Source organism: Thermoanaerobacter siderophilus SR4, assembly GCF_000262445.1.
In the GTDB taxonomy this organism is placed as follows: Bacteria; Bacillota; Thermoanaerobacteria; order Thermoanaerobacterales; family Thermoanaerobacteraceae; genus Thermoanaerobacter; species Thermoanaerobacter ethanolicus.
The window spans coordinates 1,224,362-1,245,064 of the sequence record NZ_CM001486.1; the positions used below are offsets into that span (position 1 = coordinate 1,224,362).

19 protein-coding genes and 3 pseudogenes are annotated in these 20,703 nt (G+C 34.0%); 1 reads left to right on the top strand and 21 read right to left on the bottom strand.

Going from position 1 to position 20,703, the window contains the following annotated elements; genetic code table 11:
• Positions 1 to 11: 11 nt before the first annotated feature.
• From rplI to mscS, 9 genes are all read right to left on the bottom strand, one after another.
• Positions 12 to 455, bottom strand: a complete 444-nt coding sequence (rplI, locus tag THESIDRAFT1_RS05900; protein ID WP_006569833.1) for a 50S ribosomal protein L9 — start codon at positions 453 to 455, stop codon at positions 12 to 14.
• Positions 452 to 2,419, bottom strand: coding sequence for a DHH family phosphoesterase (locus THESIDRAFT1_RS05905; RefSeq protein ID WP_006569834.1), 1,968 nt, complete (start codon positions 2,417 to 2,419; stop codon positions 452 to 454). Before THESIDRAFT1_RS05905 ends, rplI begins: the two co-directional genes overlap by 4 nt.
• Before the next feature lie 18 nt (positions 2,420 to 2,437).
• Positions 2,438 to 3,346 (bottom strand): YybS family protein, encoded by a 909-nt coding sequence (locus tag THESIDRAFT1_RS05910; RefSeq protein ID WP_006569835.1) that lies wholly within the window; start codon positions 3,344 to 3,346, stop codon positions 2,438 to 2,440.
• Between the two features lie 8 nt (positions 3,347 to 3,354).
• Positions 3,355 to 3,663: a MazG-like family protein gene (locus tag THESIDRAFT1_RS05915; protein WP_006569836.1), complete on the bottom strand. Its 309-nt coding sequence runs from the start codon at positions 3,661 to 3,663 to the stop codon at positions 3,355 to 3,357.
• A gap of 80 nt (positions 3,664 to 3,743) precedes the next feature.
• Positions 3,744 to 4,010, bottom strand: a complete 267-nt coding sequence (rpsR, locus tag THESIDRAFT1_RS05920; RefSeq protein WP_003867432.1) for a 30S ribosomal protein S18 — start codon at positions 4,008 to 4,010, stop codon at positions 3,744 to 3,746.
• A 15-nt stretch (positions 4,011 to 4,025) separates the two neighbouring features.
• The gene (locus THESIDRAFT1_RS05925; RefSeq protein WP_006569837.1) at positions 4,026 to 4,478 is read right to left on the bottom strand and encodes a single-stranded DNA-binding protein; all 453 of its coding nucleotides are present in this window, start codon (positions 4,476 to 4,478) and stop codon (positions 4,026 to 4,028) included.
• Between the two features lie 31 nt (positions 4,479 to 4,509).
• Positions 4,510 to 4,797: a 30S ribosomal protein S6 gene (gene rpsF / locus THESIDRAFT1_RS05930; RefSeq protein WP_003871386.1), complete on the bottom strand. Its 288-nt coding sequence runs from the start codon at positions 4,795 to 4,797 to the stop codon at positions 4,510 to 4,512.
• A gap of 67 nt (positions 4,798 to 4,864) precedes the next feature.
• Positions 4,865 to 5,071 carry a DUF951 domain-containing protein gene (locus THESIDRAFT1_RS05935; RefSeq protein WP_003867429.1) on the bottom strand — a complete coding sequence of 69 codons (207 nt, stop codon included), beginning with the start codon at positions 5,069 to 5,071 and terminating at the stop codon, positions 4,865 to 4,867.
• A 78-nt stretch (positions 5,072 to 5,149) separates the two neighbouring features.
• Positions 5,150 to 6,004, bottom strand: coding sequence for a small-conductance mechanosensitive channel MscS (gene mscS, locus THESIDRAFT1_RS05940; RefSeq protein WP_003871387.1), 855 nt, complete (start codon positions 6,002 to 6,004; stop codon positions 5,150 to 5,152).
• 149 nt (positions 6,005 to 6,153) lie between these two features.
• Between mscS and yyaC the strand changes: the two genes are divergently transcribed.
• Complete coding sequence (gene yyaC / locus THESIDRAFT1_RS05945) at positions 6,154 to 6,711, top strand: spore protease YyaC (RefSeq protein WP_006569838.1); 558 nt, start codon at positions 6,154 to 6,156, stop codon at positions 6,709 to 6,711.
• Positions 6,712 to 6,713: 2 nt separating this feature from the next.
• On the opposite strand, the pseudogene cphA reads toward yyaC, so the two are convergent.
• The 12 genes and pseudogenes from cphA to mnmE all read right to left on the bottom strand — a co-directional run bounded on the left by cphA (position 6,714) and on the right by mnmE (position 20,626).
• A pseudogene (cphA, locus tag THESIDRAFT1_RS05950) lies at positions 6,714 to 9,343 on the bottom strand (cyanophycin synthetase).
• On the bottom strand, positions 9,340 to 10,161 hold the full coding sequence (locus tag THESIDRAFT1_RS05955) for a cyanophycinase (RefSeq protein WP_003870009.1): 822 nt from the start codon (positions 10,159 to 10,161) through the stop codon (positions 9,340 to 9,342). Before THESIDRAFT1_RS05955 ends, cphA begins: the two are co-directional and overlap by 4 nt.
• An 83-nt stretch (positions 10,162 to 10,244) precedes the next feature.
• Positions 10,245 to 11,117 (bottom strand): diacylglycerol/lipid kinase family protein, encoded by an 873-nt coding sequence (locus tag THESIDRAFT1_RS05960; RefSeq protein ID WP_003870008.1) that lies wholly within the window; start codon positions 11,115 to 11,117, stop codon positions 10,245 to 10,247.
• Positions 11,118 to 11,136: 19 nt separating this feature from the next.
• Positions 11,137 to 11,640: a DUF4446 family protein gene (locus tag THESIDRAFT1_RS05965; RefSeq protein ID WP_006569839.1), complete on the bottom strand. Its 504-nt coding sequence runs from the start codon at positions 11,638 to 11,640 to the stop codon at positions 11,137 to 11,139.
• 19 nt (positions 11,641 to 11,659) lie between these two features.
• Positions 11,660 to 12,801 (bottom strand): annotated as a pseudogene (locus tag THESIDRAFT1_RS05970) (aminotransferase class V-fold PLP-dependent enzyme).
• A 256-nt stretch (positions 12,802 to 13,057) separates the two neighbouring features.
• Entirely contained in the window at positions 13,058 to 13,918 is an 861-nt protein-coding gene (locus THESIDRAFT1_RS05975; protein WP_006569841.1) for a ParB/RepB/Spo0J family partition protein, read from the bottom strand.
• Positions 13,919 to 13,942: 24 nt separating this feature from the next.
• On the bottom strand, positions 13,943 to 14,710 hold the full coding sequence (locus tag THESIDRAFT1_RS05980; protein WP_003870004.1) for a ParA family protein: 768 nt from the start codon (positions 14,708 to 14,710) through the stop codon (positions 13,943 to 13,945).
• A 121-nt stretch (positions 14,711 to 14,831) separates the two neighbouring features.
• Positions 14,832 to 15,639, bottom strand: a pseudogene (noc, locus tag THESIDRAFT1_RS05985) (nucleoid occlusion protein).
• A 101-nt stretch (positions 15,640 to 15,740) separates the two neighbouring features.
• Positions 15,741 to 16,187, bottom strand: coding sequence for an NUDIX domain-containing protein (locus THESIDRAFT1_RS05990; RefSeq protein ID WP_003870002.1), 447 nt, complete (start codon positions 16,185 to 16,187; stop codon positions 15,741 to 15,743).
• Between the two features lie 442 nt (positions 16,188 to 16,629).
• Positions 16,630 to 17,352, bottom strand: coding sequence for a 16S rRNA (guanine(527)-N(7))-methyltransferase RsmG (gene rsmG, locus THESIDRAFT1_RS05995; protein ID WP_006569843.1), 723 nt, complete (start codon positions 17,350 to 17,352; stop codon positions 16,630 to 16,632).
• Positions 17,333 to 19,234 (bottom strand): tRNA uridine-5-carboxymethylaminomethyl(34) synthesis enzyme MnmG, encoded by a 1,902-nt coding sequence (gene mnmG / locus THESIDRAFT1_RS06000; RefSeq protein WP_006569844.1) that lies wholly within the window; start codon positions 19,232 to 19,234, stop codon positions 17,333 to 17,335. The genes rsmG and mnmG overlap by 20 nt, the downstream gene beginning before the upstream one ends.
• A gap of 9 nt (positions 19,235 to 19,243) precedes the next feature.
• The gene (mnmE, locus tag THESIDRAFT1_RS06005; RefSeq protein ID WP_208854066.1) at positions 19,244 to 20,626 is read right to left on the bottom strand and encodes a tRNA uridine-5-carboxymethylaminomethyl(34) synthesis GTPase MnmE; all 1,383 of its coding nucleotides are present in this window, start codon (positions 20,624 to 20,626) and stop codon (positions 19,244 to 19,246) included.
• Positions 20,627 to 20,703: the final 77 nt, after the last annotated feature.

Consider the following 20,703-nt stretch of genomic DNA (forward strand, 5'->3'; position numbering starts at 1 on the left):
CCTTGCTTTAATTACTCTGTCACAACATCTACCTTCACTTTTGCTATGACTCCTTGATAAAGTTTTATGTCTACATAATAGGTACCTGTAGTCTTTACAGTCTCGTCAAAAGATATTTTCTTCTTATCAATGTCAAAGCCTTTCTCCTTTAAAGCCTCTTCTACGTCTTTTGAAGTGATAGATCCAAAAAGTTTACCATTTTCTCCTGCTTTTACTTTTAAAACTAAGCTTAAGTTTGAAAGCTTTTGGGCCATTTCTTTTGCTTCCTCTAATTCTTGCTGTCTCTTTTTCTCTTCTGCCTTTTTCTTTTCATTAAGCACTTTTATGTTGGATTCTGTAGCCTCTATGGCAAGTCCTCTTGGAAGGAGATAATTTCTCCCATACCCGTCGCTGACATTTACAATTTCTCCTGCTCTTCCTACATTTTTAACATCTTTTACTAATATAACTTTCATTTGTCTTCACCTTCCTCTTCAAAATATTCTTTAATAGCATTTTTTAAGTCTTGCAGTACTTCCTCTATAGGCTTTTTGACCTGAGCTCCTGCAACAGTTAAATGTCCTCCTCCACCAAGCTTTTCAAGGATAACTTGAACATTTATGTCTCCAAGAGAGCGTCCGCTTATGGCTACATCTTCTTCTCTTTTTAAAAGGACAAAAGAGGCTTGTACTCCCTTTATTGTAAGAAGTTCATCAGCAGCCTGGGCTATGATGAGATTGTTGGCATTTGGAGGGCTAACTGCTATTGCAATGCCGTTATCCAATATCTCGGCATTTTTCACTATTGAAGCTTTTATTATGTAAGAATCTAAGTCATTTTGGAAAAGCTGCTTAACAGAGGTTGTATCTGCCCCTTTTCTCCTCAAAAAGGAGGCTGCTTCAAAAGTCCTGGAACCTGTCCTGAAAGTGAAATTTTTTGTATCCACTGATATTCCTGCCATTAAAGCCTCAGCTTCTATAGGTTTTATGTCAATCTTGTCTACCATATACTGCAAAATTTCTGTGACTAATTCGCTAGCAGAAGAAGCATAAGGCTCTAAATAGACAAGCAAGGCTTTGTCAATAAACTCTTTCCCTCTTCTATGGTGGTCTATAACAACTATTCTGTCTATAATATCTACAATTTCGGGATAAGTAAGATAACTGGGTCTATGGGTATCAACAACTATTAAAAGGCTGTTTTGGTCCACCATGTTTTTAACTTCACTGCTTTTTATAAATAAATCTTCATAGCCTTTTGTGTTTTGTATTTTCTTTACCAATTCATCTATTGCTACATTAGATTTATCTAATATTATATAGGCTTTTTTGCCTAAAGACATGCTGGCTCTATACATGCCAATTGCAGCCCCTAATGAGTCGAAATCCATAAAGTTGTGACCCATTATGAAAATGGTAGAGGATTCTTTTATGAGCTCTTTTATAGCGTGGGCAATTACTCTCGCCTTTACTTTTGTCCTCTTTTCAACAGCTTGTGTTCTTCCTCCATAAAACGAAATTTTATCTCCTCTTTTTATTACTGCTTGGTCTCCTCCTCGCCCTAATGCTAAGTCTAAGGCGCTAGAGGCATATTCATTTAAGGCTAAAAAGTCATTGGCATCTGCTCCAATTCCTATGCTTAAAGTTAAAGGGATTTTTATCTCTTCTCCAATTTCTCTCACTTTATCCAATATTTCAAATTTATTTTCTTCTAAGCTTTTTAATCCTTCCTCTTTAAATACGACAAAGTATTTATCATCATCATATTTTTTCATAAAAGCTTTTATTGAGGAAGCCCATTCTGAAAGTTTTTTTTCTATTTCTGAAGAAACCACCGCTTTTTTAATATCTTCTATTGCCATCATCGCTTCTTCGTAGTTGTCAATTATTATATGCCCTACCACAGGTCTATCGAAAGCTAAAGATTTCTTAAGCTGAATGTATTCAGTGTTATCAAGGAATAAAAGAGTACAGCTTAGGTCCTTCCCTTTTTTTCTTTTTGCTTGAGAATCTACTTTTAACACGGAATAGTACCGGCCATTGAACTCTATTTGGTTTTTTTTGTCATCTATTTTGTTTCCAGCATATTTTTTTATCAATTTCTTTATCTCTTCATTTTCATTAAAGACCTGAGAATAGTTTAAATTATACCACAGGATTTCTCCGTTATCATTTAAAATAACGGCAGGAATTGGCATCTTTGCTAAAACGCTTTTTGATGCCTTATCAACATTGAAAAATATATTTTCTATATATTTATCCAATTCTAATCGCTTTTTCTTTACGCCATAGTATTCACTTAAAAGCACATAAAGAAAGATGATTAATGAAATAGAAGCAATTATCTCGTTGTAGTAAAACATTAAAGCTATTAATAAAGCTGATAGTAAAATATTTATCACATTGACAGAAGAAATTATTTTATAAAATTTCTTATCCACAAAAACACCTCTCATTTTCTAACTCATGTATTTCCTTAAATCCATACTGGTATCTGCAATACCTATTATGGTGAATAGCCAAGAGGTAAGAGGAAAAAGAAATAAAAATACAAGGATTAAGTTAGCAGCCAATGATTTCATATTCAATTTATGAGTTAAATAATATTTTACTACCGCCAAGCCTCCTAAAGTAAAACCTAGAGAAAGCAATACTATTATATTGGTAGTTATTGCTTCAGGTTGCTTTAGAAAATATTGATATAACAACACTCCAATAAAAATCCATCCTGTGACATAAGGCATTTTCCATTCTTCAAAAGGTGGAAGTGCATCTATATAAACCCTTTGAGTTTTCAAGATTTTGTATATAATTATATAATTAATTAAAATGACAGCTACGACCGCGATTATTATAGATACAGGTAAAGTCATTTTTAGCATTTCTTCAATTGTTAATAAATTGCTTTTTATAGCCGAAAAGTTTGGATGTCCCTGATAAATAGATAATACTTCTTTTGTGCTCATATCAATTGCCTTAAAAAACTGATCGAGTGCATTTATTTTGAAAGCCACTTTTATGAAATAAAATATTACAATCACACCAAATATTGACACAACAGAAGTATCTATAAGTGTCTCACTAGCTTTACGTTTTTTCGATATTAAATACCCCATAACAAATCCTTGTAAGGCAAAAAATAAACTTGTAAAAGCTGTACCTATATCTGTAAAAATTACATTTACAATAAATACAGCAAAAGATGATGCAATAGCATAAGATTCAGAACTTCTTATACAAGTTATAGCAATGGGAGCTGGTATCAAAAAAAATAGCACAAATAAGGGCGGAATATACACTCCTATTAATGTCATTACTACAGCCATTGCTGTCATCATTGCCGCATTGGTAAGTTTTCGTAAATCCATTAAATCAATCACTCCCGCTTTCTACCCTTTATGTATCTCTCTAATCCAGAAAAATTATATTCTCCTTCAAAGTCTTTATCAATAATTTGAAGTTTGAGTTTTTTTTGAAGCGCTTCATCTATTTCTTCAAAGTCATAGCCTAATTTCTCTCCTAATAAGTACGCAGAAATTAAAATATCACAAAGATTGTCTACTAATATTTCTCCATCTTCATCTTCGTTAAAAGCTTTAAAGAGAGAATATACTTTTCCTAAAAGGTTTATTTTTAAATTTTCAATACTCATAATATTTTTGGCAATCTCAAGATTATTTTTCATACTTTTATTCCACCTTTATTTTTGACAGCTTTTTTAAATAGTAAACTAAAAGAGGGCATCGCCCTCTTATTATTATATCATTATTCTACTGTATATGGTAGTAGTGCAATCTGTCTTGCTCTTTTAATAGCTTTTGTAAGCTGCCTTTGATGCCTTGCACAGTTTCCTGTAATTCTTCTCGGCAGAATTTTTCCTCTTTCTGTGATGTACTTGCGGAGCCTTGCTACATCTTTGTAATCAATCTTATCTATATTATCTGTGCAAAAAGCACAAACGCGCTTTTTCGCTTTTCTGCCTCTTTTTTTAGTAGCTGCGTTATCTTTCGCCGTCGTATTAGCTGTTGTCATCCTTCAACCTCCTTTTTAAAAAGGTAAATCATCTTCACTCTCTATAGGTGTAAAACCCTCAAACTCTTCCGGTATATCTTCAAATACACTGTCAAAGTCTTCATCAAAATCTCTATTTTCTTCAGCATTGCCACTGCTGCCAAAACCAGATTTCGGCTCTAAAAATCTCACGTCATCTGCTACAACTTCAGTAACCCAATGTCGATTGCCGCTATTATCATCCCATGTTCGGGTTTGAATGCTTCCAGTTACCGCTATTAATCTGCCTTTTTTTAAATTGTTAGCGCAAATTTCTGCAAGTTTTCTCCAAGTTACGATGGGTATAAAATCTGTAGGCCTTTCCCCGCTTTGACTGACATAATTCCTGTTAACCGCTAATGTAAATGTAGTAACAGGAACCATGTTAGCACTATACCTCATCACAGGGTCTTTTGTAAGACGGCCTATTAAAATAACCTTATTTAACATTTTTAACCCACCTTTTTATATTAATAAACGATCATTCGTCAGTTCTTATTATTAAATATCTCAAAACGCCATCTGTGATCTTATAAACTCTCTCCAATTCCTGAGAAACCTTTGAGTTGCTGTTAAAGTTCATCAGTACATAATATCCCTCAGGCTTTTTGTCAATTGGATAGGCTAATTTTCTCTTACCCCATTCATCAAAATTGGTTATTTCTCCACCATTTTCAATGATGAGGTTTTTAAATCTTTCTATTAAGCCCTTTCTTTCTTCTTCACTTAAATCTGGAGAGAGAATGTACATTGTCTCGTATGACCTCATCTTTTCACCTCCTTTTGGACTAAACGGCCCCAAAAAGGGCAAGGCGGCAATCCATATCCATATTCTATCATTGTCCAGAGGGATTTTCAACTGTTTTTAAAATTTTTTTGATGCTCTTTTCAAATTTAGCTCGCGGCATCAAAACCATTCTTCCGCATTTTAGGCATTTTATGCGAATATCCATGCCCACTCTTAAAATTTCCCATTCGTCAGAACCACAAGGGTGCTTTTTTTTCATCTTTACAATATCTCCTACATGGAGTTCTTTTGGCAAAACAATCACCTCAATTAATTTATGAACTTAATAAACCAACTGAAAAGGTGCTTTGATTTTCACACATTACTAACCAAGTTATGTGTCAATATTTGTTATTGTAACATCTGTATGCGGATACGGAAATGTAATCTTTTCTCTATCAAATACTTTTTTTATCCTGTATCTTATATCCCTTTCAACTTCCCATTGTTTCATAGGCTCTGTTTTCGCAATAATCGTTATTAAAACTTGCGAGTCCTGAAAATCCGTAATTCCCAAGACTGTAGGGCCCTCTATCACATCATTCCTGGATTTTTTTATATCTTCACAAATTTGTGTGAGCACATTTATTATTCTATCAATATCTTCCTCATAAGGAATACCTACATTTACAAGCGCTCTCATACTGCCTCGTGTATGGTTTGTTACAGTCTTTATTTCTCCATTTGGTATTATATGTAAATCGCCCGAAAAATCCCTTATTTTGCTTGTTCTAAGTCCTACTTCTTCAACAAGACCCGAAAAATTATTTATCGTTATATAATCCCCAACTCCAAACTGATCTTCAAATATTATGAAAAACCCCGAAATTACGTCTTTGACTAGATTTTGAGCACCAAAACCTATAGCCAAACTGCCAATTCCGGCAACTGCCAATATTGATGTCATTTCTATGTTGAAAATTTTTAGTATTGAAGCAGCTGCTATGAAATAAATGACATATCTCAATATATTTTTGGTAAGAGACATTAAAGTGCCTATCTTTCTTTCAGGAAGCTGTATTTTTCCTTTTGTCTGTAATTTGTAAAACCTTGATATAAGTATGTCTCCTATTTTTATACCTATAAAAGCTATAACCAAAATTTTTATGATATCGAAAGTTACTTTTAATATTTTTATATCGTAAAGACTTGAAAATTTTTGGTATAGTTGAGCTATTGTCTCCATCATATCACCCGCTTCATTCCCTTTATATTTTATATATTACACAAGTAAGAAAGGTTTTTCAATAATTAAAACCGGAAATTACCTGTATTTAATTTTACATAGTTGACAAAAATATATTTGTAAGACTTATCAACTTAAGAAAGGAGAAACATATGGAGTTAATAAATATTGAAGACAAAAGTGCTGTAGGGCATTTTTATAAATTTTTCTCTAACTACCTGACAGAACTATATGATTATCGAAAAGAAATAGTTTTGCTGTGTATAGGGACTGATAGGTCCACAGGGGATAGCTTGGGACCTTTAATTGGTCATAAACTAAAGCCTCTTCTTAAAGGAAAAGCCCATGTCTTTGGTACTTTAGAAGAACCACTACATGCAAAAAACATACATCAGGTTTTAAAGTACATAAATTTAAATTATGGACGTCCTTTTATGATAGCGATAGACGCTTGTTTGGGTTCTTTAAACCACGTAGGTCATATCTCTGTTGGAAAAGGACCTATAAAGCCTGGAGCGGGGGTTTCTAAAGACCTGCCTCCTGTAGGAGATATGTTTGTTACAGGAATTGTCAATATCTCTGGTTTTATGGAATACATGGTGCTTCAAAATACAAGACTTAGAACTGTAATGAAAATGGCAGATATAATTTCTGTGGGAATATACAAGACAATAAATGAAATATATGAACAAAATAAGATAAGGGCTTAAACTCAAGCCCTTTCTAATTTTATTTCAATATTTTTCAAATCTTTGTTTTTGATAAACTCCTCTATCACCTCTATAATTGGCTGATATTTTTCATAAAAGACTACTATTAAATCTCCTCCTTCAGCATTGTACATAGCCGCCCTTAATGCTTCTGTCTCTTTTAAAATAGTCTTTATTTTTTTCCTATCTATACCCCCTTTTATTGCACCTTGTTCTAATAATTTAGCTACTTCTCCCGGTTTTCTACCTCTTAAATCTAAATCTTCTTTTACATATATAAAGTCAAATCCTTGACCACAAATTTCTCCTACTTTTAATATGCTAGAATTTATTCTATCTCCTGGAACTCCTATCACACCGATGAGCCTGTTCGCATCAAGTTTTTGTGCTGCTTCTATTACACTTTTTATTCCAGCTATGTTGTGGCCATAATCTACTAATACACGGAAATTACCTACATTAAACAAGTTAAACCTCCCAGGATTGTGTGTAGTATCGCAGTAAAATGTCTTTATACCTTTTGCAATAATATTTACAGGCACTTTTACTCCATAAGAAGCAGCGATAGCTGCAAGAGCATTTTCCACGTTGTACAAAACTTTCCCTGACAAAGCTGCAGGAATCTCCTCTATTTTTACAACAGGAATTATTTGCCCATTCGCTATAACGATGACACCGTCTTTAACGTATACTGCTATTCCGCCTTTTTCTATATGTTTTTTACAGTGAGGTTATTATCGTACATTGAAAAATATATTATTTTCCCTTTTGCCCTTTGGGCCAAATAAGTGGTCATCGGGTCATCAGCATTTAAAACACTATAACCGTCTTCTTTTACCGCTTCCACCACTAAAGCCTTAACAAAAGCCAAGTCTTCTAAAGTCTCTATCCCATCAATGCCAAGATGGTCTTCTGAAATATTGGTTATCACCCCTACATCTGCCAAATCGTAACCTAAACCTTCCCTTATAATACCTCCTCTTGCTGTTTCTAACACTGCAGCATCTATGTTTTTATCAGCAAGACAAGTTCTTGCACTTTTAGGACCAGTATTGTCACCTTTGTAGACACAGGTGTCATCGATATAAATGCCGTCAGTACAAGTCATTCCTACAGTATAGCCATAGGTTTTTAAAATATGAGCTGTCATCCTGGTGACTGTAGTTTTCCCGTTTGTACCCGTAATAGATATAATAGGTATGGTAGCTTTGCTTCCTTTAGGGAAAAGCATATCTACAATCGCTTTTGCTACATTTCTAGGTTTACCTTTGCTAGGATAATGGTGCATCCTTATGCCCGGAGATGCATTTATTTCAATTATTGCTCCATTTTCTTTAGTTAGAGGCTTTTTTATGTCCTCCATTGTAATGTCTATACCAGCTATATCAAGGCCAATGGCTTTTGCCGCTCTTACAGCAATTTCTATGTTATATGGGTGAATGTCATCTGTTTTGTCTATTGCAATTCCTCCTGTACTTAAGTTTGCGCTTTCCCTTAAAAACACTTTTTGCCCTTTTTTAGGGATATCTTCTAGATCAAATCCTTGTTTTTTAAGGATCATTTTAGAAATCGTATCTATTGTGAGTTTGGTAAGGGGTTTTTCATGGCCTTTTCCTCTTAAAGGATTTTTATTTTCCATTTCTACTAATTCTTCAATAGTATGAATTCCATCTCCTATCACATGGGCAGGAATTTTTTCAGCTACCGCTACTACTTTTTCACCTACAACTAATACTCTGTAATGTTTTCCCTTTATATGTTTTTCTACAATAACAAGGTCACTGTAAGCTTTGGCGTTTCTATAGGCTATACTTACTTCTTCTTTATTGGTTATGTTTAAATGAACTCCTTTGCCTTGATTTCCGTTGTAAGGTTTTATAGCGACAGGATATCCAATTTCTTCCGCAATAGCAATCGCTTCTTCTTCATTGTAAGCAACATCTCCTTCCGGCACAGGAAATCCATGGTCTCTTAAAATCTGCTTTGTCAAGATTTTATCTGATGCTATGTCTACAGCAATACAACTAGTATTTTGTGAAATTGTGCCTTCAATCATTTTTTGATATTTCCCATAACCTAGCCGCAAAATGCTTCCATTTCCCACCCTTGTAACTGGGATTCCCGCTTTTAAAGCTTCATTTTTTATAGCCATTGTGCTAGGCCCTAGTTCTATCTCAGCAATTATATTGCGTATTCTTTCTAGTCTTTCTTCTAAATCAAATTCTTCCCCCTGTATAAATTTATTTACCATTTCAACCGCTAATTTCCCCACTCTTATGCCACACTCTTCTAATCCATATTCATAAATTATATAATACAAATCCCCTTCTATATTTCTCGCTCTTCCAAATTTTACATCATACCCTAACATATTTTGTAGTTCCAAAATTATATGCTCTGTCACATGGGGTAAATAGGTGCCTTCCTCTAATCTCTTTAGAAATCCCCCTTCATATCCGTAAGAACAACTATGTTTTGATAGGCTAGGAAGCCGTTTTATCAATCTCTCATTAAAGTTGGGTATATCTTTTGTAGGAATATCCAATCTCTCTATATCTACTACCATTTTTATTACAGGTCTATGGCTGTATATATTTCTCCCTCGATATACCCTTATATCTTTAATAATCATACTTTATCCTCCTTGAGCTTGACTTTGGGTATCCATTTTTCTAAATCATAACCATAACCGGATGGCAATATGTGAAGTATAACATTGGTGAGGGCTAAAATTTCATTAGGACTTGATTCAGAAACATTAGAGTGTTTTAGCTTTCTTCCCTCCACTACTGTCACAGCATTTGACCCTATTACCCTAAATTCATTTTCTTCTACAACTATGGCAGTATCTTCATCAATCCCTATTCCGAGATTGTTTGGGTTTTGAGCAATTGCTGCAAGAAGCCTTCCAATGCGCCCTCTTTGTGCAAAATGTTGGTCAATTATTACATCTTTTAATAAACCTAATCCAGGAGCCATTTTGATAGTGCATTTCCTGGGAGAATCTTCATCATTTCCCTCCACAATCATAGTTTGTGACATCACCGAAGCCCCTGCACTTGTACCTACAATCAAAGTTCCTTCTTTGTGCAATTGTTTTAACAATTTATCTATGCCACTTCCTCCTAAAATACTGGTTATCCTCAATTGGTCACCACCTGTAAAAAAAACGCAACTGCAATCTTCAAGTACATCCCTTGCATAGTTTATTTCTTTGTCTTCCCTTGAATTTATGTTTACAACTTTTACATCATTTGCCCCTAATTTTTTAAAAATAGAAATGTACATATTGCCCACTTCCACAGGTTTTTCTGTGGCTGTTGTCATTACAACTATTCTACTCTCTCTTCCCCCAGCTAAACCTACAACTTCTCTCAATATTTCACATTTGTCCTCTTTGTCTTCTGCTCCTCCTATGATAATCAACTTTCCTTTTACTTTCTCCGCCATTTATCCGCCTCCAAAAAATAATAAACTCTCAGGTTTCATAATTTATTATTCCTGAGAGTTTAACGCAATATACTCTATTAAATTTACAGAGTGCATAATTTTATTGCATCTTTTTCCACTTTTATTTCCAGGTTTTTGATATATAATATTTCACCATCGACAGTAACAGGTACTTCTCGATCTGCCTCTATTTCTACTTTTTTTGCTCTATAAACTTCTACAATTTTAAGTTTAGTATGGGTTCCAAAAAGAACTAAGGGCAATAAAACCAATAATTTAATCTTACTTATTTTGTCAACAATCATGACATCTAAATAGCCATCATTAGGATCAGCACCCGGCAAAAGCTTTAAGCCGCCTCCATAATAGCTTAAAACTCCCGCTGCAAAAATTGTTATTTCTCTATTTAACTCTTTATCATCCATCTTTATCTTTACAGAATAGGGCTTGTACTTAAAGAGGACGTTTAAAAGTGCAGACAAATAAACCCATATTCCAGATAAAAACTTTTTAAACCGCACAGCCATTGCCGCTGTTTCAGAAGCGATGCCTGTGCTTGTAATATTTCCAAAAGTTAATATATCGTTTATCACAGCTCCGTCTATAATTTTAATATTACCCATTATAAGCACATCAATAGCCTTTTCTAACTTTTTAGGTATGTGGAAAAATCTTGCAAAGTCATTTCCTGTCCCTACAGGAATAATTCCCAGTACAGCCTGTGTACCTTTTATTCCATTTACTACTTCAAGTACAGTACCATCTCCTCCTACTGCCGCCACAACTTTAAATCCACTAAGAGCTGCTTTTCTTGCTAATATTTTCCCTTCCCCTGCATATTTTGTTATAAAAATTTTGTAATCGATTAATTTCTTTTTCATGATCCTTCTAATTTCTGGAATCTTCCGATAGGCCCTTCCTCCACCCGCCACTGGGTTCACAATAAACGCAATCAAAGTTATCACTCCCTGTTTTTTACAAAGCTTTTCTTTTGGCTCTTTCTATAGCTTGTACTTCTTCAGCAGAAAGAGGATATTTAGATTGCCCTCTTTCAATAGGTTTTGCAAAAGTAGCCGTCTCATTTCTTCCGTATATTCCAGACAAAACAATACCATCGTCATTGCTATCTAATAGGGCAATAGAAAAGCTTAAATCAGAGCCTACATCAGGAAAAGCATTATACCGCACCATTCCCACTTTTTTAATTGCTGTTTTTCCTTCTTTGTCTAAAGAATTTAAATCAATTTTTAACTTGTCTAATTTGTTTTTTATCTCTTCATTCTCTGTAAGGATTCTAGAAAAAATATCAAAGACATCTCCTTTTTCCAATGTTTTAATTACCTTATTATAAGTCCTGTTTAATCTTAAAAATTTCCCATTAATTATAAGTATGAAAATTAATTCTATAATTGATAAAACTGATAAAAACAAGATAATCAGCGTAGCATTTTGAGAAATAATGTTTAAAAAATTTTGCATAAGTTTCTCCTCCAATTCGTCAGAATGTTTTTCGCGAAATTATTTCAATAGCTTTTATAGCTTTTTCTACTTCTTCTTCAGTGTTAAAATAGCCAATTCCAAATCTCAAAGTGCCAGTCTTTAGTGTGCCAATTGTTGAATGGGCTAATGGAGCACAGTGTAATCCCGCTCGAGTAGCTATATCAAAGTCTCTATCCAAAATATAACTTATTTCTCCTACATCTCTATTTTTTAATGTTATTGAAACTACTCCAACTCTTTCTTCTATTTCTTGTGGACCATATACTTTAACTTCTTTTATTTGCTCCAATCCTTCTATCAACATTTTAGTAAGCTTTCTTTCATGTTGATATATAGCATCTACACCTATGTTTTTTACAAATTTCACTCCTTCCTTTAGTCCTGCAATCCCTGGAGTATTAGGAGTACCACTTTCTAATTTGTCTGGCATCAAATCAGGTTGATACATTGACTCTGACTTACTTCCCGTTCCCCCTTCTTCAAGAGGCAATACATCTATACCTTCTCTTACATATAATCCTCCTGTACCTTGAGGACCGTACAATCCTTTGTGGCCAGGAAAAGCTAAAAGGTCGATGTTTTGTCTTTCTACATCTATAGGCAATACTCCCGCCGTCTGAGCTGCATCCACCAAGAAAATTAAATTCATTTCCCGGGCAATATTTCCTATTTCCTCAATAGGAATTATCGTACCTGTCACATTGGAAGCATGGGTTATTGCAATCATTTTTGTTTTTTTGTAATTGCTTTCTTTATATCCTCAGGGTCAATCTTTCCTTCCTCATTTGCTTTCACAATTGTAACTTCTATTCCTTTTTCTTTCAATGCCATAAGGGGCCTTATCATAGAATTATGCTCCATACTAGAAGTTATTACATGATCTCCTTCTTTCAAAAGGCCCTTTAACGCAATATTCAAAGCTTCTGTTGTATTAGATGTAAATACCACTCTCATAAGGTCTTTAATATTGAAAATGCTGCATATCTCTTGCCTGGCTTCAAAAATAACCCTTCCTGATTCAAGTGCCATTTTGTGTCCGCCTCTTCCAGGGTTTCCGCAGTTTCTTAAAACTTTCTCTACTTCCCTATACACTCCCTCGGGTTTAGGCCAAGAAGTAGCAGCATTATCAAAATAAATCATAGTCCTATCTCCTTTAAATTAAATCTCCCGCTATTAATATATGCAAACCTCCTTTTAGAGTTCTTAACTATATTTTATATTTATTTTTTCTCATTAGCAACAAAAAACTAATTAAAGTGTGTGTCAAAAGTTAATAGGTGAATAATATGCTGACATTTTGCACGTACCTAATTAAATCCCTCGTTTTGCTTTAAAAATGGTAAAATTGCTGCAAAATTGGATAAAATTAAAAGCCTCCATAAAAATAGGAGGCTTTTTAGCCCTTTCCATAAATGATTTCAATAATTCTTGTCAAATCTTCCTCACTGTAATATTCTATTTGTATAATTCCTCTATCTTTACTTCTTTGAGATATTTTTACTTTTGTTCCTAAAAAACTGCATAAATTATCTTCTATTTCCTTAACATGCACATCTATCTTGTCCAACTTTAGCTTTTTCGTGATTTTTTCATTTTTACGCAATAGATTCTTTACTAAATTTTCTGTTTCTCTTACATTTAAATTTTCTTCAACAACTTTTTTTGCTGCTTCATACTGTAAACTTTTATTTGGTAAAGAAAGTATAACCTTTGCATGGCCTATTGTTATATCACCTTTCACTAACATTTCTTGCACTCTATCGTCGAGATTGAGAAGTCTTATGCTATTTGCAATTACCGAACGGCTCTTGCCAATTTTTTTAGATATCTCTTCTTGTGTAAGATTAAATTGTTCTATCAATGCTTTATATGCTTTAGCTTCCTCGATGGGATTTAAATCTTCCCTTTGCAAATTCTCAATCAAGGCTATTTCCATAACCTGTAAATCATCAAAATCCTTCACAATTGCTGGTATTTCCGAAAGTCCCGCAATTTTAGCAGCTCTCCAGCGTCTTTCCCCTGCTACTATTTGATATCCAGAATCTACCTTTCTTACTATAATTGGCTGAATAACTCCATGTTGTTTAATAGATTCTGCTAATTCTTTTAAACTTTCTTCATCAAATTGTTTTCTCGGTTGGTATTGATTGGGATAAATATAGGCTATATTTATCGTTTCTACCCCTTGCAGTTCTTCTGTTTGATATTCCGGTATAAGAGCCTGTAATCCTCTACCTAACCCCTTTTTACCAGCCATTTCATCACCACCTTTGTAAATTTTTCATATCCCTGCCCTTTCTATCACTTCTAATGCCAATTCATCATAAGCCTCTGCTCCTTTAGAATTAGGGTCATATATAGAAATTGGTTTTCCGAAACTTGGTGCTTCTCCTAAGCGAATATTTCGTGGAATAATCGTTCTATAAACTTTGTCTTTAAAAAATTTTTTCACCTCATCTACCACTTGTATAGATAAGTTTGTCCGAGCGTTAAACATAGTAAGAACTACACCTTCTATTTCCAATTCAGGATTCAAGCTCTTTTTTACGAGATTGATTGTGTTCATAAGCTGAGTAAGTCCTTCTAAAGCATAGTATTCGCACTGAATTGGAACAATTACTGAATCAGCAGCAGTAAGAGCGTTTATAGTCAAAAGTCCAAGAGATGGAGGGCAATCTATTAATATATAGTCAAATCCATCTTTAATTTGATTTACAGCATTTTTTAATTTATATTCTCGCGAAAGCATAGGAACTAATTCGATTTCTGCTCCTGCCAATTGAATACTGGAGGGAACTATTGAAACCTTTAAATCATTCAAATATATTATTGCATTTCTTATGTCTTCCTCTTCAATCAATACCGTATATGTAGTGTGTTTTAAAGAAGCCGGGTTTATCCCAAAGCCACTCGTCATATTACTTTGAGGATCTATATCTATACATAAAACTTTTTTCCCTTGCACTGCTAAAGAATATCCTAAGTTTATAGTTGTAGTAGTTTTACCTACACCACCTTTTTGATTTGCAATAGCAATAACCTTGCCCATTTTTTTCACCCCCTTTTGCGTACAAATACCTCTTTAAGGATGCTAAACTTATATGTCTATTATATCATTGTTTATACCAATGTTCCACATGGAACATTATCAAGGGGGGTGAAAAAGTTTTTTACTTTTTAGAAATTTTGATTACAAACTCTACATATTCTTCCATATCATTTTCAATATATTCTGCCGGCACACCAGATTTTTTTCATTAAATCTACAGCTTGTTTCACTGTATTTACAAAAATTCTTATGTCTTTATAAAATTTCATCATCTTTTTGTTTGCCTTTTTTGTTTCTTCCTGTTGTTTAGTAATTTTATCTATCATATCTTGTATAAGTTTTTCCGTTTGGCTTACATTTAACTTTTTCTTTACAATTACTTCTAAAGCTTTTTTTTGCAATTCTTCATCAGGAAGCCTTAAAAGGGCTCTGGCATGTCTTTCTGTTAAATCATTTTCTAATAACTTTTCTTTTATTTCTTTACTTAACTTTAAAATTCTCAGCTTATTGGCAATAGTCGATTGACTTTTGCCCAACATTTTTGCTAACTGTTCCTGCGTCAAATGGTGATCGTTTATCAAATTGTAATATCCTTCAGCTTCCTCGATAAAATTCAGGTCTTCTCTTTGTAAGTTTTCAATTAAAGCTAAAACAGCTGCATCTTCATCTTGAGCATTTACAATTATTGCCGGTATTTCAGTAAGTCCTGCTAACTTTGAGGCTCTTAACCGCCTTTCCCCCGCTACTAATTCATAGGAATTGTTACCTACCATTCTCACAGTAATAGGTTGCAGCACTCCATAAACTTTGATTGATTCGGATAATTCTTGTAAATTTTTTATATCAAAAGTCTTCCTGGGCTGATAAGGACTAGGTCTTATAGAGTCAATCGGCAAATAAGAGATTTCCTGCATTTTGCTCGACAACACCTTTACACACCCCACTTTTTTAAAACAATAATAGATTTTCTAACATATATATTCGACAAATAATGTAAAATTCCTCCTTAAATTCAAATATATTGTTTAAATTATAAAAAAGTCTCAGGAATAGGAATAAGACAATTGAAAAAATCTTTTTGTTGTATGAGTTCCGCCAATTTTTGAGGGTAAACTTGATAGTTTTTCAAATCCTTAAGATCAACCCATTTTACTTCTTTTAAAACCTGTTTCTCTTTAGGTAATTCAGGGTCACTTCCTAAGGTCAATTTTCCCCCAATAATAGAGGAATAAAAATATGTTACATAGTAAATATCATATTCTTGAATATAACACACTCCGTTCAACTTAATGTCATAGCCTGTTTCTTCTTTACATTCTCTTATAGCGGCAACTGCTACTGATTCATTTTCTTCTACCCTACCTCCTGGAAAAACCCATGCTACTTCCTCCCCCTCTTGATGTTTTACTAAAAGAACTTTTCCTTTTTCAACAATGACAACTCTCGCAACTAAAAAGCTCGCTCTAAATTTTAACATTTTTTCTTCCCTCATTCCAAGATTGATATACTAAAATTATACCACAAAAATTTTTTATAAAAATAAAAAGAACAGTCTAACCTGTTCTCAGTTTGTTGACAAAGTTCTATTTTTGTTGGCATTTTGCATCGTTTGCTCCGGTAACATTACAGACTAAACTAGCGCTCGGCCTCGGACTCAGGCGGGGCTTCTGCGTCAGCGGCATCCTTTCCTCAGGTGCCCGCCTCCGCCCTCACAAGGCTGCGGCTCCGCCGACCTCTCTCTGTCTCGCTAAGTTTCCCGGCACTCAACTGAACACGCTAGTCCTCTCTCTTATTACTTTTTTCTAACATGTTTAAGTTGAGTGCCGGGCTGTTAAGTCACTCACTTATGCAAAATGCCAACATATCATAAAGACATTACACTTTTATGCGTAAAGTGCATTGATGACAAACTTCTAACTTCACAAAGGAGACCTTTTTATAGCATTGGCCTTTCTGGGATATTTCAGAGGACAGTTATCTCCTTTTCTTATAATTATCAAATGATGAAGTATATCACTAAAAGGAAGTCTGATTTGCTTTACCTCCTCAATTTCACCTTTTAACTCCTTTAAAGCTTTTTGACTGCTTTTTATTTCTTCCTCAACTTCTCTTCCTTTTAAAGCAATAAAATACCCACCTACTTGTACAAAAGGAAGAGTATATTCCAATAAAACATTTAAAGGTGCAACAGCTCTTGCCACAGATAAATCAAATTGTTCTCTATATTTTATGTCTTTTCCTATATCTTCTGCTCTTCCATGAATTAATTCTATTTCATTTATACCCAATTTATTTATAACCTCTTCTAAAAAAGTAATTCTTTTTTTAGAAGAGTCTAAAAGAGTAGCTTTTAATTTAGGAAACACAATTTTTAAAGGAATAGAAGGAAAACCAGCCCCTGTACCAACGTCTATAATTTTTTCTTCCCCTTTTATTTTCCCACTCTTAACCACAGATAAGCTATCTAATAAATGCTTAATCACAACTTCACTTTCTTCTGTAATTGCCGTTAAATTCATCTTCTGATTCCATTCTAATAAAAGAGCATAATATTTTTGGAAATGTTCCACATGGAACATTTCCAAAAATATACCCCACTCTTTAGCGCCCTCAATTAGCATATCAACCGATTTGTTCTTCATCTTCTTTATTTCTCCTTAACTGCTGCATGTAAATTAAAAGCACAGAAATATCAGCAGGCGAAACTCCTGAAATACGAGAAGCCTGTCCAATTGAAGTAGGTCTTATTTTTGTCAATTTTTCTTTTGCTTCATTGCTCAAACCATGAATTTGATAATAATCAATATCTTCTGGAATTTTTTTGTTTTCCAATGCTTTAAAGTGTTCAACTTGTCTCAGTTGTTTCATTATATATCCTTCATATTTAATATTTATGTCTATTTGCTCAGCCACACTATCTAAAATATCATGCGGTCTATCTTTATCCAAAAATTTAGTAGACTTATAATCAATTTCAGGTCGCTTTAACAAAGTATAAAGGTCAATTCCTGTAACTAAAGGAGTACTTCCTTTAGATATGAGGAAATTGTTGACTTCCTCAGAAGGTTTTACTATGACGCCAGGAAGTCTTTGCATCTCTTTTTCTAACTGGATCTTCTTCTTTAAAAATTTTTGATATCTTTCTTCTGTTACAAGGCCAATTTTATACCCTAGCTCTGTCAATCTAAAATCTGCGTTATCTTGTCTTAATAGAAGTCTATATTCCGCTCTCGAAGTAAGCATCCTATAAGGCTCATTTGTACCTTTTGTCACTAAATCATCAATTAGCACTCCTATATAAGCTTGAGACCTATCCAAAATTACAGGAGGTTCGTTTAAAAGCTTCATAGCAGCATTTATTCCCGCCATCAAACCTTGAGCAGCCGCTTCTTCATATCCAGATGTGCCATTGACTTGTCCTGCAAAGTACAACCCTTCAATTTTTTTAGATTCTAAAGTAGCTTTTAATTGTGTTGGGTCTATACAGTCATATTCAATAGCGTAAGCTGGCCTCATCACTCTTACATTTTCAAGACCGGGAACAGTCCTCAAAAATTCCAGTTGTACATCTTCAGGTAAACTAGAAGACATGCCTTGTACATACATCTCATAAGTATTTAATCCTTCTGGTTCAATAAAAATTTGATGCCTTTCTTTGTGGGGAAATTTTACAACTTTATCTTCAATAGAGGGACAGTATCTTACTCCTACCCCTGTTATTTCACCACTAAAAAGAGGAGAACGGTCAATATTTGCCATTATTATTTCATGAGTTCTTTTATTCGTATAAGTGAGCCAACAGGGTAACTGTTCTATTTCGATTTTATCATGCATATAGGAAAAAGGAGTAATAACTTCATCCCCCGGCTGTATTTCCATTTTGGAAAAATCAATGCTTCTTTTATCAACTCTCGCAGGAGTACCTGTTTTAAATCTCATCAATTTAAAACCTAATCTTTTCAAAGTCTCAGAAAGCTCATTAGCTGGAAAAAGCCCGCTAGGTCCACTGTTAAAACTTACGTCACCAATTATAACCCTTCCTTTTAAGAAGGTCCCTGTAGTAATAATGCAAGCCTTACATTTATATATCGCACCTAATTTTGTCACAACCCCCGTGACTTTGTTGTCTTCTACCAAAATGTCTACAATTTCCGCCTGTTTTATATCAAGGTTTTCTTGTCTTTCTAAAGTGTACTTCATGTTCATCTGGTAAAGTTTTTTGTCAACTTGTGCTCTCAAAGACCTTACAGCAGGGCCTTTACTGGTATTTAAAGTGCGAATTTGTAGTAGCGATTTGTCAGTATTTATAGCCATTTCCCCACCTAAAGCGTCAATCTCTCTCACCAACTGAGCCTTGGCAGGGCCACCAATAGAAGGATTGCAAGCCATCAAAGCAATAGAATCTAAGTTTACAGCAAAACCTACTGTTTTAAGTCCCAACCTTGCACAAGCGAGAGCAGCCTCACTGCCCGCATGTCCCAACCCAACAACTACCACATCATATTCTCCAGCAATAAATCTCATACTTTTCACCTACTTTCCAACACAAAATCTTTCAAAAATTTGATTTATTAAATCTTCAGTTGCTGTTTCACCAGTAATTTTCCCTATTTGCTCAAGAGCTGCATTTAAATCAATTGTAATTAAATCCTCACTATACTCCCTCTCAATGGCTTCTACAACACTTTCCATATATTTTTTTGCATTGATAAGGGCTTCCTTGTGCCTTGAATTTGTAATTATTTCGTCTTCCTTAACATTTATATTTCCCTTAAAAACCAAATTGTATATTGTGTCTTCCAATTCTTGTAGCCCAATTTTTTCAGCAGTGGAAACCTCTATTATTATACCATCTTTGGTAAGATTTTTTAATTCTTTTTCATCAATTTTTTTAGGTAAATCGATTTTATTCAACACAAATACAATATTTTTACCTACCAAAATGTCGAAAATTTCGTAGTCTTCTTTAGTTAACTCTCTTGAGGCATCCAGCACAAACAATATTAAATCTGCTTCCGCCAGAACTTCTTTGCTTTTAGCAACTCCTATTTTTTCCACCAATTCGTCTGTATCTCTAATTCCTGCCGTATCAATAAGTTTTATTGGAATACCTTTTACATTAACATATTCTTCAATAATATCCCTGGTAGTTCCTGGTATGTCTGTGACAATAGCTCTATTTTCTTTCAATAAGGCGTTTAAAAGAGAGGATTTACCAACATTTGGTTTACCAATTATAGCAGTTTTAAGTCCTTCTCTTATAATCCTTCCACTTTCAGAGGATACAATGAGTTTATCGATGTCTTCCACTATTTCCTTGGCAGTTTCTAACATTTCTTTTCTCTCAAGTTCCTCCACATCATCTTCAGGAAAATCTATTAAAGCTAAAAGATGGACTAATAGACCCATGATTTTGTCTTTTAATTCTTTCATCTTTTGTCCTATATGACCTGATAACTGCTTTTGAGCGTATTTATTAGCAAGCATAGTCTTAGCGGTAATTATATCTATAACTGCTTCGGCTTGAGATAAATCAATTCGCCCATTTAAAAAAGCTCTTTTTGTAAATTCCCCTGGTTCAGCTAAACGGGCACCTTGTTTTAATACTAATTCCAAAATTTTAGAAGTAACTACTATACCTCCATGACAATTTATTTCAACTATATCTTCTCTGGTATAGGTATTAGGTTTTTTCATAATAGATACTAAAACCTCGTCATATACTTCTTCTGTTTCTGGGTCTACTATGTGTCCATAGTGCAAAGTATGACTTTTCACCTTTTTTATATTTTTAGGCTTATAGGGTTTAAAAATTTTTGAAATTATCTCTAAAGCATCATCTCCACTTATTCTAACTATTCCAATTCCTGCTTCTCCCGGAAAAGTGGAAATAGCTGCAATTGTATCAAAAACCATTTTCATCACCAACCAAAAAATTGTCTTATAAAATAATATACCAATGTTTTTGGCTTTTCAATCACAAATATAAAAAA

Bases quoted from the DNA above. Each gene is read 5' to 3' on its own strand.
- THESIDRAFT1_RS05990 (WP_003870002.1), bottom strand. From the start codon at position 16,187: ATGTTAAAATTTAGAGCGAGCTTTTTAGTTGCGAGAGTTGTCATTGTT.
- mscS (WP_003871387.1), bottom strand. From the start codon at position 6,004: ATGATGGAGACAATAGCTCAACTATACCAAAAATTTTCAAGTCTTTAC.
- yyaC (WP_006569838.1), top strand. From the start codon at position 6,154: ATGGAGTTAATAAATATTGAAGACAAAAGTGCTGTAGGGCATTTTTAT.
- THESIDRAFT1_RS05925 (WP_006569837.1), bottom strand. From the start codon at position 4,478: ATGTTAAATAAGGTTATTTTAATAGGCCGTCTTACAAAAGACCCTGTG.
- THESIDRAFT1_RS05980 (WP_003870004.1), bottom strand. From the start codon at position 14,710: ATGGGCAAGGTTATTGCTATTGCAAATCAAAAAGGTGGTGTAGGTAAA.
- rpsF (WP_003871386.1), bottom strand. From the start codon at position 4,797: ATGAGGTCATACGAGACAATGTACATTCTCTCTCCAGATTTAAGTGAA.
- THESIDRAFT1_RS05910 (WP_006569835.1), bottom strand. From the start codon at position 3,346: ATGGATTTACGAAAACTTACCAATGCGGCAATGATGACAGCAATGGCT.
- rsmG (WP_006569843.1), bottom strand. From the start codon at position 17,352: ATGAAGAACAAATCGGTTGATATGCTAATTGAGGGCGCTAAAGAGTGG.
- rpsR (WP_003867432.1), bottom strand. From the start codon at position 4,010: ATGACAACAGCTAATACGACGGCGAAAGATAACGCAGCTACTAAAAAA.
- mnmE (WP_208854066.1), bottom strand. From the start codon at position 20,626: ATGGTTTTTGATACAATTGCAGCTATTTCCACTTTTCCGGGAGAAGCA.
- THESIDRAFT1_RS05975 (WP_006569841.1), bottom strand. From the start codon at position 13,918: ATGGCTGGTAAAAAGGGGTTAGGTAGAGGATTACAGGCTCTTATACCG.
- THESIDRAFT1_RS05915 (WP_006569836.1), bottom strand. From the start codon at position 3,663: ATGAAAAATAATCTTGAGATTGCCAAAAATATTATGAGTATTGAAAAT.
- THESIDRAFT1_RS05965 (WP_006569839.1), bottom strand. From the start codon at position 11,640: ATGCAAAATTTTTTAAACATTATTTCTCAAAATGCTACGCTGATTATC.
- mnmG (WP_006569844.1), bottom strand. From the start codon at position 19,234: ATGAGATTTATTGCTGGAGAATATGATGTGGTAGTTGTTGGGTTGGGA.
- THESIDRAFT1_RS05955 (WP_003870009.1), bottom strand. From the start codon at position 10,161: ATGGCGGAGAAAGTAAAAGGAAAGTTGATTATCATAGGAGGAGCAGAA.
- rplI (WP_006569833.1), bottom strand. From the start codon at position 455: ATGAAAGTTATATTAGTAAAAGATGTTAAAAATGTAGGAAGAGCAGGA.